This window comes from Streptomyces mirabilis (assembly GCF_039503195.1).
In the GTDB taxonomy this organism is placed as follows: Bacteria; Actinomycetota; Actinomycetes; order Streptomycetales; family Streptomycetaceae; genus Streptomyces; species Streptomyces mirabilis_D.
Genome location: NZ_JBCJKP010000001.1, coordinates 7,273,925 through 7,286,649 on the forward strand (window position 1 = coordinate 7,273,925; position 12,725 = coordinate 7,286,649).

At 70.3% G+C, this 12,725-nt stretch carries 13 protein-coding genes; 11 read left to right on the top strand and 2 right to left on the bottom strand.

Annotated elements, in window-relative coordinates:
- Positions 1–22 precede the first annotated feature (22 nt).
- From AAFF41_RS33485 to AAFF41_RS33505, 5 genes are all read left to right on the top strand, one after another.
- On the top strand, positions 23–394 hold the full coding sequence (locus tag AAFF41_RS33485; protein ID WP_343325107.1) for a YraN family protein: 372 nt from the start codon (positions 23–25) through the stop codon (positions 392–394).
- On the top strand, positions 394–2,019 hold the full coding sequence (locus AAFF41_RS33490; protein ID WP_319747233.1) for a YifB family Mg chelatase-like AAA ATPase: 1,626 nt from the start codon (positions 394–396) through the stop codon (positions 2,017–2,019). Before AAFF41_RS33485 ends, AAFF41_RS33490 begins: the two co-directional genes overlap by 1 nt.
- A complete protein-coding gene (gene dprA, locus AAFF41_RS33495; RefSeq protein ID WP_343325108.1) occupies positions 2,016–3,164 on the top strand; it encodes a DNA-processing protein DprA in 1,149 nt (382 codons plus the stop codon). The genes AAFF41_RS33490 and dprA overlap by 4 nt, the downstream gene beginning before the upstream one ends.
- Before the next feature lie 272 nt (positions 3,165–3,436).
- On the top strand, positions 3,437–4,279 hold the full coding sequence (gene whiG, locus AAFF41_RS33500) for an RNA polymerase sigma factor WhiG (protein ID WP_319747237.1): 843 nt from the start codon (positions 3,437–3,439) through the stop codon (positions 4,277–4,279).
- A gap of 143 nt (positions 4,280–4,422) precedes the next feature.
- On the top strand, positions 4,423–4,980 hold the full coding sequence (locus tag AAFF41_RS33505; RefSeq protein WP_054235350.1) for a TetR/AcrR family transcriptional regulator: 558 nt from the start codon (positions 4,423–4,425) through the stop codon (positions 4,978–4,980).
- Between the two features lie 247 nt (positions 4,981–5,227).
- Here the strand turns inward: AAFF41_RS33505 and AAFF41_RS33510 are convergent, their stop codons facing one another.
- Positions 5,228–5,833, bottom strand: a complete 606-nt coding sequence (locus AAFF41_RS33510) for a peptidoglycan DD-metalloendopeptidase family protein (protein WP_343325109.1) — start codon at positions 5,831–5,833, stop codon at positions 5,228–5,230.
- A 270-nt stretch (positions 5,834–6,103) separates the two neighbouring features.
- Between AAFF41_RS33510 and rpsB the strand changes: the two genes are divergently transcribed.
- The 5 genes from rpsB (at position 6,104) to AAFF41_RS33535 (ending at position 10,774) form a co-directional block, all read left to right on the top strand.
- Entirely contained in the window at positions 6,104–7,033 is a 930-nt protein-coding gene (gene rpsB / locus AAFF41_RS33515; RefSeq protein WP_099920447.1) for a 30S ribosomal protein S2, read from the top strand.
- Positions 7,034–7,129: 96 nt separating this feature from the next.
- Complete coding sequence (tsf, locus tag AAFF41_RS33520; protein ID WP_060901200.1) at positions 7,130–7,966, top strand: translation elongation factor Ts; 837 nt, start codon at positions 7,130–7,132, stop codon at positions 7,964–7,966.
- Between the two features lie 179 nt (positions 7,967–8,145).
- Positions 8,146–8,916, top strand: coding sequence for a UMP kinase (pyrH, locus tag AAFF41_RS33525; protein WP_054235346.1), 771 nt, complete (start codon positions 8,146–8,148; stop codon positions 8,914–8,916).
- Positions 8,917–9,086: 170 nt separating this feature from the next.
- Complete coding sequence (gene frr / locus AAFF41_RS33530) at positions 9,087–9,644, top strand: ribosome recycling factor (protein WP_054235439.1); 558 nt, start codon at positions 9,087–9,089, stop codon at positions 9,642–9,644.
- Positions 9,644–10,774 carry a phosphatidate cytidylyltransferase gene (locus AAFF41_RS33535; protein ID WP_343325110.1) on the top strand — a complete coding sequence of 377 codons (1,131 nt, stop codon included), beginning with the start codon at positions 9,644–9,646 and terminating at the stop codon, positions 10,772–10,774. Before frr ends, AAFF41_RS33535 begins: the two co-directional genes overlap by 1 nt.
- 100 nt (positions 10,775–10,874) lie before the next feature.
- Here the strand turns inward: AAFF41_RS33535 and AAFF41_RS33540 are convergent, their stop codons facing one another.
- The gene (locus AAFF41_RS33540; RefSeq protein ID WP_107437991.1) at positions 10,875–11,240 is read right to left on the bottom strand and encodes a DUF6479 family protein; all 366 of its coding nucleotides are present in this window, start codon (positions 11,238–11,240) and stop codon (positions 10,875–10,877) included.
- 196 nt (positions 11,241–11,436) lie between these two features.
- On the opposite strand from AAFF41_RS33540, the gene rlmN reads away from it, so the two are divergent.
- The gene (gene rlmN, locus AAFF41_RS33545; RefSeq protein WP_054235438.1) at positions 11,437–12,543 is read left to right on the top strand and encodes a dual-specificity RNA methyltransferase RlmN; all 1,107 of its coding nucleotides are present in this window, start codon (positions 11,437–11,439) and stop codon (positions 12,541–12,543) included.
- Positions 12,544–12,725: the final 182 nt, after the last annotated feature.

A 12,725-nucleotide genomic window follows, 5' to 3' on the forward strand; every position in this document is an offset into this window, starting at 1 on the left:
TGGCGCCGGAGGTGGTGCCGACATGAACACACCCGAGGCACGCAACGCACTGGGCAAGTACGGCGAGGATCTGGCCGCACGACGGCTGACCGAGACCGGGATGACGGTCCTGGCGCGCAACTGGCGCGGCGGCAGGACCGGCGAGATCGACATCGTGGCCCGGGACGGCGACGCGCTCGTCGTCTGCGAGGTCAAGACGCGCAAGGCGGGAGCCTTCGAGCACCCGATGGAGGCCGTCACGCCGGCCAAGGCACAGCGCCTGCGCGGCTTGGCCGAACGCTGGCTCCAGGAACACGGCGGGGCACCACCCGGCGGCGTCCGCATCGATCTGATCGGCGTCGTCCTCCCCGATCGCGGCGCGCCCGTGGTCGAGCACGCGCGGGGGGTGGCCTGATGGGATTCGCGCGTACCTGTGCGGTGGCCCTCGTGGGCGTCGAGGGCGTGGTCGTCGAGGTCCAGGCGGACCTGGAGCCGGGCGTCGCGGCCTTCACCCTGGTCGGCCTGCCCGACAAGAGCCTGACCGAGAGCAAGGACCGGGTCCGGGCGGCGGTGGTGAACTCCGGCTCGGCGTGGCCTCAGAAGAAGCTCACGGTCGGCCTGAGCCCGGCATCCGTACCCAAGGGCGGCAGCGGCTTCGACCTGGCCGTCGCCTGCGCGGTGCTGGGAGCCGCCGAGCGCATCGATCCCCGGGTGCTCTCCGACATCGTGATGATCGGCGAGCTGGGCCTGGACGGACGTGTACGGCCGGTGCGGGGCGTGCTGCCGGCGGTCCTGGCCGCAGCGGACGCCGGGTACGAGCAGGTGGTGGTGCCCGAGTGCGCGGCCGCCGAGGCCTCGCTCGTACCGGGGATCTCGGTGCTCGGGGTGCGCAGTCTGCGCCAGCTGATCGCGGTGCTCACGGACGAGCCGGTGCCCGAGGAGGATCCGGACGAGCAGGGGCGACCGGATCCGCTGATGGCGGGACTGCGGATGCCGGGCACGGGCGCCGCCACCGGCATGCACGGGATGGGCGCGGCCCAGCACGACCACGGTCACGACCTCGCCGACGTCGTGGGCCAGCACTCGGCACGGACCGCCGTGGAGGTCGCGGCGGCGGGCGGTCACCACCTCTTCCTGGAGGGTCCCCCGGGAGCCGGCAAGACGATGCTCGCCGAGCGGCTGCCGGCCGTCCTGCCGCGGCTCACCAAGGGTGAATCCCTGGAGGTCACCGCCGTCCACTCGGTCGCCGGCCTGCTGCCACCGGGCAAACCCCTGGTCGACATCGCTCCCTACTGCGCCCCGCACCACTCGGCGACCATGCAGGCCCTCGTCGGCGGCGGCCAGGGAATCGCACGGCCGGGCGCGGTGTCCCTGGCTCACCGCGGGGTGCTCTTTCTGGACGAAACGCCCGAATTCAGCAGCCAGGCCCTCGACGCGCTGCGCCAGCCCCTGGAGGCGGGGCATGTGGTGATCGCGCGCAGTGCGGGGGTGGTGCGGTTTCCGGCGCGGTTCCTGATGGTGCTGGCGGCGAACCCCTGTCCCTGCGGCCGTTTCTCGCGGCGGGACGACCTGTGCGAGTGCCCGCCCTCCATGATCCGCCGCTACCAGGCCAGGCTCTCCGGGCCGCTGCTCGACCGCGTCGACCTGCGGGTCGAGGTGGACCGCGTCACCAGGTCCGAGCTGACCGAGCGCGGTGCGCGGGGCGAATCCACCGAGACGGTCGCCGACCGGGTGCGGGCGGCCAGGGAGCGGGCCGCCGTGCGGCTGGCGGGCACGCCCTGGCGGACGAACAGCGAAGTGCCGGGCCGGGAGCTGCGCAGCCGCTGGTACGCGTCCCTGGGCGCGATGGACGAGGCGGAGCGGAGCCTTGAGCGAGGTGCCCTGACCGCCCGCGGCCTCGACCGGGTGCTGCGTGTCGCCTGGAGCGTCGCGGACCTCGTGGGACACGACCGACCCGGCGCGACGGACGTCGCCCTCGCCCTGCAACTGCGCACCGGGGTCCCCCGTGGGGTACCGATGGCGATCGGCGCGCTCTCGTGAGCCAGGAGGACGAGAGGCTCCAGCGGGCCTTCCTCGCGCGGGTGATCGAACCGGGCGACGAGGTCTTCGGGCGCTGGCTGCGGGCGGTCGGTGCCGCGGAGGCGGTCCGGCGGCTCGTCGTGGGCGGCGAGCAACCACGGGGAGTGACGGACAAGCGCTGGGCGGGACTGCGGGCCCGGGCGGAGCGAGCGGATCCGGAGCGGGACCTCGCGGTGGCGCGGGAGGCCGGAACCCGGTTCGTGTGCCCCGGGGACCCCGAGTGGCCGGCGCAACTCGACGATCTCGGCGACACACGTCCCACCGGCCTGTGGGTACGGGGGATGCCCAGCCTGCGGATATGGGCGCTGCGCTCGGTCGCCGTGGTCGGAGCCCGGGCCTGCACCGAGTACGGCGCCCATATGGCCGCCACGCTCGGCGCCGGGCTCGCCGAGCGGGGCTGGGTGGTGGTGTCGGGCGGTGCCTACGGGGTGGACGGCGCCGCGCACCGGGGCGCCCTCGGGGCGGGCGGCGCCACCGTCGCCGTGCTGGCCTGCGGAGTCGACCGGCCCTATCCGCGCGGACACACCGAGTTGATCAGCAGGATCGCCGAACAGGGGCTGGTCGTGGGGGAGTTGCCGCCAGGTGACCATCCCACGCCGAGCAGATTCATCCTCAGGAACCGGGTCATCGCCGCGCTCACCCGGGGGACCGTGGTCGTCGAGGCCGCGTACCGCAGTGGCGCGCTGGTCACGGCGCGGGCGGCGCAGCGGCTGGGGCGGTTCGCGATGGGGGTGCCGGGCCCCGTCACCAGCGGGCTGTCGGCCGGGGTGCACGAGCTGCTGCGCGGGGAGGCGGTCCTGGTCACGGACGCCGCGGAGGTCGCGGAACTGGTGGGCGACATCGGTGAGCTGGCCCCGGACCGGCGCGGGCCCGTGCTGCCGCGTGACCTGCTGGATCCAGGCGCCGGACGTGTGCTGGCCGCGTTGCCGGCGCGCGGTCTGGCGGGAGCGGAGGACATCGCCCGCGGGGCGGGGACCACCACGGACGACGCGGTCGGGAGGCTGTACGAACTCCGATCACTTGGTTTCGTCGAACGACACGGCGACGGCTGGAAGTTGACACGCCAGGCAATGATCTCGGTCCGCGGCGATCGTCACGGGTGTTGACCGAGCGTGTTCGGCCGTCCGGGCGAACGCCGACAGCCTTGGCAATTCCCGCAGTTGATGTCTCTCGGCGATCACGGAGGGCGACGAACGTGCCCCCGAGGGACGCACAGCGGAACGTATCTGCGCACGGTTGATCCGCTCCCCTTCGCGCACTGCGACGCTCCAGTCACGCTACGCTCACGTGGATTCCGACGCAGGACAGGCAACTCGACATCAGCGCGACAGCTCACTCAGGTACCCCCAGTTCACGGCAGAACGGCACAAGGCGACGAATGCCCCAGCACACCTCCGGGTCCGATCGGGCGGCGATCCCCCCAGCCGCCCGCGACGGCGGTAGCGTGCGGCCGCCCGCTCCCTCGACGCTCGACGAGTTGTGGCGGTCGTACAAGGCGACGGGGGACGAGCGGCTGCGCGAGCAGTTGATCCTGCACTACTCGCCGCTGGTGAAGTACGTCGCCGGGCGGGTGAGCGTGGGTCTGCCGGCCAATGTGGAGCAGGCCGACTTCGTCTCGTCGGGGGTGTTCGGGCTGATCGACGCGATCGAGAAGTTCGACATCGAGCGGGAGATCAAGTTCGAGACGTACGCGATCACGCGGATCCGGGGCGCGATGATCGACGAGTTGCGGGCGCTGGACTGGATCCCACGGTCGGTGCGGCAGAAGGCGCGCAATGTGGAGCGTGCGTACGCGACGCTCGAGGCGCGGCTGCGGCGGACGCCGTCGGAGGGTGAGGTGGCCTCCGAGATGGGGATCGGGGTGGAGGAACTCCACGCGGTCTTCAGCCAGTTGTCGCTGGCCAACGTGGTGGCGCTGGAGGAGCTGTTGCACGTCGGCGGTGAGGGCGGTGGCCGGCTGAGTCTGATGGACACGCTGGAGGACACCGCGGCGGACAATCCGGTGGAGATCGCCGAGGACCGGGAGCTGCGGAGGTTTCTGGCACGGGCGATCAACACGTTGCCGGAGCGGGAGAAGACCGTGGTCACGCTCTACTACTACGAGGGCCTGACGCTCGCGGAGATCGGGAACGTGCTGGGAGTGACGGAGAGCCGGGTGAGCCAGATCCACACCAAGTCGGTGCTCCAGTTGCGCGCCAAGCTGGCGAGTTTCGGGCGCTGAGCTCGAGCGGGGCAAGCTGCTGAATCGTCCCTGCCCGGTCGCCACCCCTCGATGGCGCGTTCCCGTCGGGTGGTGGGAGTGACTGCCGTCCGGGGCGGTCCGTCCGTAAAGTGGAGGACGTGCCAAGGATTCGAGCGGCCTCCGTGGCCGAGCACCGGTCGATGCAGCGAGCCGCCCTGCTGGACGCGGCCCGGTCCCTGCTGTCCGAGGGCGGGACGGAGGCGCTGACCTTCCCGGCCCTCGCCGAGCGCACGGGGCTCGCGCGGTCCTCCGTGTACGAGTACTTCCGGTCCCGGGCGGCCGTGGTCGAAGAGCTGTGCGAGGTGGACTTTCCGGTCTGGGCCGCGGAGGTCTCGGCGGCGATGGCGGCGGCGGACGGGCCCGAGGGCAAGGTCGAGGCGTACGTTCGGCAGCAGTTGGCCCTGGTCGGGGACCGGCGGCACCGGGCTGTCGTGGCGATCTCCGCGAGTGAGCTCGACGCCGGGGCCCGGGAGAAGATCCGCGCGGCGCACGGCGGACTGGTGGCGATGATCGTCGACGCGCTGCGGCAGATGGGCCACGCCGAGCCCCGGCTGGCCGCGATGCTCCTTCAGGGCGTGGTCGACGCGGCGGTCCGGAGGATCGAACTGGGGGCCGCGGAGGAGCCCGGCGTGATCACGGACGCCGCGGTGGGTATGGCACTACGGGGCGTACGCGGCTGAGCCCCTGCGCACCGGGTGCCCGCCGACGGGGCGACGGCGCGGACGGCCAGGCCCGGTCGGCGGGCTCTGTCCGAAGGCGTTGCTCCCCCGTGCGGATGGAGATGACTCTCCTGCCGCGGATGGATGCGCCTCTCCTGCCGCGGGTGGATGCGCCTCTCCTGGCCCCACACATGTCCTGGCCCCCCACCTGTGTGTCCTGACCAAGCCAGGCCTGAAGCGTGGCCGCGGCCCGTGGTTCTCGCGTTTTTCACGGCAGCACGCTCGTCACCGGGAGCAGGCGGGACGGGTCCCTGTGCAGGAGCCAGGGCGGGAGCAGGGACAGGGGGTTCAAGTACGTTCTCTCTCTTCGCAGGCCCCAGTGCAGGCATGGCGTTCCGCAGTGGGCGTCGCCCGGTTCGAGCGTGCCCAGTACCTCGCCCGCGGTCACCTCGTCACCCTGGTGCACGGTTGCCCGTACCGGGGTGAAAGTCGTGCGCAGGGGCGGAGCGCCCGTGCCCGTCAGTTCGACGGCGACCGCTCCACGCCCCGCGACCCGCCCAGCGAAGGAGACGCGGCCGGCCGCGACGGAGCGGACCGGGACGCCCGGGGGTGCCGCGAGGTCCACTCCACGATGGCCGCGGGCATACGGCGTCGCAGGCGGGTCCCAACCCCGCAGGACCGAGGGGCGCAGACCCACCGGCCAGAGGCGGGCGACCGGCGGAACCGTAGCGTCGGGCGCCGGTGGACCGGCGGCGGACGGCGGCGCCGGACCGTTCGCCCGGGCCAGGGCTGAGGGGGTCAGCGCACCCAGCACGGTCACCGTCATTCCCAACAGCAACCCCAGCCACGTACGCACACATCGTTTCGCTCGCATGCGAGAACGGTCCCGCATCTGACGGATCATGGCCGGGATCTGTGGACCACCGGCCGGTTGTGGACAGCGGCGTCACCCTGCACCTTCCGGGTCCCGTACACTTCTCGTGGCGATCCGGGTCACCGGGTCGACTTCGCACGCCCCGACATCCGGCCATCAAAAGCCGGTGTCAGCGCCCCTCGGTCCCTCGTGGCAAGGCGCATCGCGGGCGTCAGGCGCGAGTGCCGTCCGGCACGCGCGGCACAACCGAGAACACCAAGGAGAACGGCCATGGCCGTCGTCACGATGCGGGAGCTGCTGGAAAGCGGCGTCCACTTCGGTCACCAGACCCGTCGCTGGAACCCGAAGATGAAGCGCTTCATCTTCACGGAGCGCAACGGCATCTACATCATCGACCTGCTCCAGTCGCTGTCGTACATCGACCGCGCCTACGAGTTCGTCAAGGAGACCGTCGCCCACGGCGGCACGGTCATGTTCGTCGGCACGAAGAAGCAGGCGCAGGAGGCCATCGCCGAGCAGGCCACCCGCGTCGGCATGCCCTACGTCAACCAGCGCTGGCTGGGCGGCATGCTCACCAACTTCTCCACCGTCTACAAGCGTCTGCAGCGCCTCAAGGAGCTCGAGCAGATCGACTTCGAGGACGTCGCCGCTTCCGGTCTGACCAAGAAGGAGCTTCTCGTGCTCTCGCGCGAGAAGGCCAAGCTGGAGAAGACCCTCGGTGGTATCCGCGAGATGCAGAAGGTGCCCAGCGCCGTCTGGATCGTGGACACCAAGAAGGAGCACATCGCGGTCGGTGAGGCCCGGAAGCTCAACATCCCGGTCGTCGCCATCCTCGACACCAACTGTGACCCCGACGAGGTCGACTACAAGATCCCGGGCAACGACGACGCGATCCGCTCCGTCACCCTGCTCACCCGCGTGATCGCCGACGCCGTCGCCGAGGGCCTCATCTCCCGCTCCGGTGCCGGCAAGGCCGAGGGTGACAAGGCCGCGGGCGAGCCGCTCGCCGCGTGGGAGCGCGACCTGCTCGAGGGCGAGAAGAAGGCCGACGACGCCGAGGTCCAGACCTCCGCCGAGACGGAGAAGGTCGCCGACGCCGAGCAGGCCGAGGTTGTCGCCGAGGCCGAGGCCGTTGTCGAGGCCCCGGCCGCCGAGGCCCCCGTCGCCGAGGCCCCGGCCGCGGACGCCGAGCAGGCCTGACCCCTCACCCCTTCGGGTCACGAACGGCGGGGGCACACCGAAGCCCCCGCCGTTCGGCCCGTAGATCTTCAGACTTCGAGAGAGATTCCAGGAATCATGGCGAACTACACCGCCGCCGACGTCAAGAAGCTCCGTGAGCTCACCGGCGCCGGCATGATGGACTGCAAGAAGGCGCTGGACGAGGCCGACGGCAACGTCGACAAGGCCGTCGAGGCGCTGCGCATCAAGGGCCAGAAGGGCGTCGCCAAGCGCGAAGGCCGCTCCGCCGAGAACGGCGCCGTGGTCTCCATCATCGCTGACGACAACTCCTCCGGTGTCCTGGTCGAGCTGAAGTGCGAGACGGACTTCGTCGCCAAGGGTGAGAAGTTCCAGACCGTCGCCAACGAGATCGCCCAGCACGTCGTCAAGACGTCGCCGGCCGACATCGAGGCGCTGCTCGGCTCCGAGATCGAGCCCGGCAAGACGGTTCAGGCGTTCGTCGACGAGGCCAACGCCAACCTGGGCGAGAAGATCGTCCTGGACCGCTTCGCCCAGTTCTCCGGTGCCTACGTGACCGCGTACATGCACCGCACCATGCCCGACCTGCCCCCGCAGATCGGTGTCCTGGTCGAGCTGGACAAGGCCGATGCCGACCTCGCCAAGGGTGTCGCGCAGCACATCGCCGCCTTCGCGCCGAAGTACCTCTCCAAGGAGGACGTCCCGGCCGAGGTCGTCGAGTCCGAGCGCCGCGTCGCCGAGGAGACCACCCGCGCCGAGGGCAAGCCCGAGGCCGCCCTCCCGAAGATCGTCGAGGGTCGCGTCAACGGCTTCTTCAAGGAGGCCACCCTCCTCGGTCAGCCGTACGCGCTCGACAACAAGAAGTCCGTCCAGAAGGTCCTGGACGAGGCCGGTGTCACCCTGAAGCGCTTCGTGCGCATCAAGGTCGGCATCTGAGTCCGTACCGCGATCGACGCGCGGCCCCTATAGGGTCGGCAGCAGTCGTCCGCGTACGCCGACACGCGCGCGTGCGTGACGGACGACAGCAGATCTGACGAGGAGGCCATTGCCGCGTATGGGAGACAACACCCCACCGGCAATGGCCTTCTTCGTATGTGCACCATGAGGAGATCTCCATGACCACCACCCAGGCCGACAAGGGCGAGAAGACCGACGACGGCAAAGGCGCGGGCCGCTTTCTGCTGAAGCTTTCCGGCGAGGCGTTCGCCGGAGGCGGCGGACTGGGCGTCGACCCCGACGTGGTGCACAAGATCGCCCGCGAGATCGCGGCCGTCGTGCGCGGCGGCGCCCAGATCGCCGTCGTCATCGGCGGCGGCAACTTCTTCCGCGGCGCCGAGCTCCAGCAGCGCGGCATGGACCGGGCCCGGTCCGACTACATGGGCATGCTCGGCACGGTCATGAACTGCCTCGCCCTCCAGGACTTCCTGGAGAAGGAAGGCATCGACAGTCGGGTGCAGACCGCCATCACCATGGGCCAGGTCGCCGAGCCGTACATCCCGCTGCGCGCCGTACGGCACCTGGAGAAGGGCCGTGTGGTCATCTTCGGCGCCGGTATGGGCATGCCGTACTTCTCCACCGACACCACCGCCGCCCAGCGCGCCCTGGAGATCGACGCCGAGGCCCTGCTGATGGGCAAGAACGGCGTGGACGGGGTCTACGACTCCGACCCCAAGACCAACCCCGAGGCCGTCAAGTTCGACTCGCTCGGCTACGGCGAGGTCATCACGCGCGACCTCAAGGTCGCCGACATGACCGCCATCACGCTGTGCCGCGACAACAAGCTGCCGATCCTGGTCTTCGAGCTCCTGGCGGAGGGCAATATCGCTCGGGCGGTCAAGGGTGAGAAGATCGGCACACTCGTGGGTGACCAAAGCGGCCGGGCCTGACCGGGACCGACCTCGGCCGGGGACAAGTCCGGGCCGAGGATGGACCCTGACCGGGGGATGGACAATGTCCTGCCGGTCCGGAACCGTGCAGGAATAAGACGCGACGCAGCCGGCCGCCACCCCGACGAGGAGCAGCTGCCGGGCCTACTCAAGACACGCAGGAGCAAGTGGTGATCGAAGAGACCCTCCTCGAGGCCGAGGAGAAGATGGAGAAGGCCGTCGTGGTCGCCAAGGAGGACTTCGCCGCGATTCGCACCGGCCGTGCGCACCCGGCGATGTTCAACAAGATCGTGGCCGACTACTACGGCGCGCTGACGCCGATCAACCAGCTGGCCTCGTTCTCGGTGCCGGAGCCGCGCATGGCCGTGGTGACCCCGTTCGACAAGAGCGCGATGCGCAACATCGAGCAGGCGATCCGTGACTCCGACCTGGGCGTCAACCCGAGCAACGACGGCAACATCATCCGGGTGGTGTTCCCCGAGCTGACCGAGGAGCGCCGCAAGGACTACATCAAGGTCGCCAAGACCAAGGGCGAGGACGCCAAGGTGTCCATCCGCTCGGTCCGCCGCAAGGCCAAGGACGCCATCGACAAGCTGATCAAGGACGGCGAGGTCGGCGAGGACGAGGGCCGTCGCGCGGAGAAGGAGCTCGACGACACCACCGCGAAGTACGTCGCTCAGGTGGACGAGCTTCTGAAGCACAAGGAAGCGGAGCTGCTCGAGGTCTGATGAACGACTCTTCCTGGGGGGCGCCGCCACAAGCCGGGTACTGGGGGCCGTCCGAGCAGGGGCCTGCCCAGGGGGCAGCCCCGGCGGGTCCCGCATACGATGCGCATAGCGCGCAGCAGACTCGCCCCGTGCCCATCGTGCCCGACGTACCCGCACACGGCGGAGACCAGGATGACGACCGGGGGGCCGCTCGGCTGAGCGGCCCCCTGTTCCGCGACGACACCCCGTCGGCGGGATCCCTCGGGACCCCGTCGCAGAAGCCGCAGGAGCCCATGCCCAGCCCCGTCCCACAGCCCGCGCCCGCACCGCAGAAGAAGAGTGCGGGACGCGATCTGGGTGCCGCGATAGGGGTCGGCGTCGGGCTCGGCGCGGTGATCGTCGCGTCGTTGTTCGTCGTCAAGGCCGTGTTCGTCGGGGTCATAGCGGTCGCCGTGGTGGTGGGCCTGTGGGAGCTCACGTCACGGCTCGAGGAGCGCAAGGGCATCAAGGCGCCGCTCGTCCCGCTCGCGGTGGGCGGTGCGGCGATGGTCGTTTCCGGCTACGTCCGGGGCGCCGAGGGCGCGTGGGTGGCGATGGCGCTCACCGCGCTGGCGGTCCTGGTCTGGCGGATGACGGAACCGCCCGAGGGCTATCTGAAGGACGTCACGGCCGGCGTCTTCGCGGCCTTCTACGTGCCGTTCCTGGCGACGTTCGTGGCCATGATGCTGACCGCCGACGACGGTCCGCGCCGCGTCCTGACGTTCCTGCTGCTGACGGTCGTCAGCGACACGGGCGCGTACGCGATCGGCTGGCGCTTCGGCAAGCACAAGCTGGCGCCGCGCATCAGCCCGGGCAAGACCCGTGAGGGCCTGTTCGGTGCGGTCACCTTCGCGATGGCCGGGGGCGCGCTGTGCATGCAGTACCTGATCGAGGACGGCACGTGGTGGCAGGGGCTGATCCTGGGCTTCGCGGTCGCGGCCACCGCCACGCTCGGCGACCTCGGCGAATCCATGATCAAGCGGGACCTGGGCATCAAGGACATGGGCACCCTGTTGCCGGGCCACGGCGGGATCATGGACCGGCTGGACTCGCTCCTGCCGACGGCGCCGGTGGTCTGGCTGCTGCTGGTGCTCTTCGTGGGATCCGGCTGACCTGCGCGCATGCTACTGAGGGGCTCGTCGTCCACAGGACGGCGGGCCCCTTTTCGTCGGGCAGCCGACGGCTTCTCGTCGGGCGGCCGGCGGCCCGGGGTCAGTGGTGACCCAGTCCGCCGCTGCCGAACGAGCCGCTGCCGCCGTCGTGCCAGCGCTCGCGCTTCTGCGACGGGCTGGTGCGGGTCGACATATGGGTCAGCTCGTACGGGGTGAGAGCGTGCTGGCCCTTGGCCACCTTGGGTACCTCGGCGGGCTCCCGGACCTCCCGCATCTCGCGGACCGGACCACCCTGCGGTATGTGCGGCTGTTCCTCGGCGCGTGGCAGACGCGGTGCGCGGGTCCGCATACGGCAGCTCAGCCAGAAGCTGCCGCCCAGGAGTGTGATGAGCGCCACGGCGATCAAGAACAGCGCGAGGCTGATCAGACCGCTGGGCTCCGCCAAATACATCGATGCAGTACTCATATCAGGCAAATACCCTCAAATTCCCCAACGAACCGACCGCCCCTCCAGCTGCCCCGACCACGCCGGACGCCTGGTCGAACGCGTGATCAGACGAAAGCTTCCGTCCTCGGCGGAATGTGGATCTGGTAGCAAGGGCGGCGCCCTGCACGGCTCGCGGCCCAGGTCACGCGATTCGATCTGCGACACTGGTATGGCCATGCCTAAGCCCGGAGAACTCACATTCGTCGCCCCCCGCGGAGCCAAGAAGCCGCCGCGGCACCTCGCCGACCTCACGCCCGCCGAGCGCAAAGAGGCGGTTGCCGCGATCGGTGAGAAGCCGTTTCGCGCCAAGCAGCTCTCGCAGCACTACTTCGCGCGGTACGCGCACGACCCGGCGGAGTGGACTGACATCCCGGCCGCCGCGCGCGGCAAGCTCCAGGAGGCGCTGCTTCCCGAGCTGATGACGGTCGTGCGGCATCTGTCGACCGACCAGGACACCACGCGCAAGACTCTGTGGCGCCTGTTCGACGGCACACTCGTCGAGTCCGTGCTGATGCGCTACCCGGACCGCGTGACCATGTGCATCAGCTCGCAGGCGGGCTGCGGGATGAACTGCCCGTTCTGTGCCACCGGACAGGCCGGCCTGGACCGGAACCTGTCCACGGGCGAGATCGTGCACCAGATCGTGGACGGGATGCGGGCTCTCAGGGACGGCGAGATCCCGGGCGGCCCGGCGCGGCTGAGCAACATCGTCTTCATGGGCATGGGCGAGCCGCTCGCCAACTACAAGCGGGTCGTGGGTGCCATCCGCGCGCTCACCGACCCCGAGCCGGACGGACTCGGGCTCTCGCAGCGCGGGATCACCGTGTCGACGGTCGGGCTGGTGCCCGCCATCCACCGGTTCTCCGACGAGGGCTTCAAGTGCCGCCTCGCCATCTCGCTGCACGCCCCGGACGACGAGCTGCGCGACACCCTCGTCCCCGTCAACACGCGGTGGAAGGTGCGCGAGGTGCTGGACGCCGGCTGGGAGTACGCGGCCAAGTCCGGGCGCCGTCTGTCCATCGAGTACGCCCTCATCCGGGACATCAACGACCAGGCATGGCGTGGTGACCGGCTCGGGCGGCTGCTCAGGGGCAAGCCCGTGCACGTCAACCTCATCCCGCTGAACCCGACACCGGGTTCGAAGTGGACCGCCTCGCGGCCCGAGGACGAGAAGGCGTTCGTCGAGGCGATCGCGGCTCACGGGGTGCCGGTGACCGTCCGGGACACCCGGGGCCAGGAGATCGACGGAGCCTGTGGTCAGCTCGCCGCCACCGAGCGGTAATCTGGCGAGGTCCACCCACATCTTCATATTCCGACAGGGGAGCGCCACAGCGCTGAGAGTGCGGTAGCCGGAGCACCGGTGGGCCGCAGACCCTCTGAACCTTGCCCAGGTCATTCTGGGTAGGAAGTTCGGGCATCACTCAAGCTGTTGCGCCCTGCCCGGGAACCTTCCGAGGATCCCGG

What these genes read in the sequence shown, in the direction of transcription:
- whiG (WP_319747237.1), top strand. Translation starts at nt 3,437, where the DNA reads ATGCCCCAGCACACCTCCGGGTCCGATCGGGCGGCGATCCCCCCAGCC.
- pyrH (WP_054235346.1), top strand. Translation starts at nt 8,146, where the DNA reads ATGACCACCACCCAGGCCGACAAGGGCGAGAAGACCGACGACGGCAAA.
- AAFF41_RS33485 (WP_343325107.1), top strand. Translation starts at nt 23, where the DNA reads ATGAACACACCCGAGGCACGCAACGCACTGGGCAAGTACGGCGAGGAT.
- AAFF41_RS33510 (WP_343325109.1), bottom strand. Translation starts at nt 5,833, where the DNA reads ATGCGAGCGAAACGATGTGTGCGTACGTGGCTGGGGTTGCTGTTGGGA.
- AAFF41_RS33540 (WP_107437991.1), bottom strand. Translation starts at nt 11,240, where the DNA reads ATGAGTACTGCATCGATGTATTTGGCGGAGCCCAGCGGTCTGATCAGC.
- rlmN (WP_054235438.1), top strand. Translation starts at nt 11,437, where the DNA reads ATGCCTAAGCCCGGAGAACTCACATTCGTCGCCCCCCGCGGAGCCAAG.
- AAFF41_RS33490 (WP_319747233.1), top strand. Translation starts at nt 394, where the DNA reads ATGGGATTCGCGCGTACCTGTGCGGTGGCCCTCGTGGGCGTCGAGGGC.
- tsf (WP_060901200.1), top strand. Translation starts at nt 7,130, where the DNA reads ATGGCGAACTACACCGCCGCCGACGTCAAGAAGCTCCGTGAGCTCACC.
- AAFF41_RS33535 (WP_343325110.1), top strand. Translation starts at nt 9,644, where the DNA reads ATGAACGACTCTTCCTGGGGGGCGCCGCCACAAGCCGGGTACTGGGGG.
- rpsB (WP_099920447.1), top strand. Translation starts at nt 6,104, where the DNA reads ATGGCCGTCGTCACGATGCGGGAGCTGCTGGAAAGCGGCGTCCACTTC.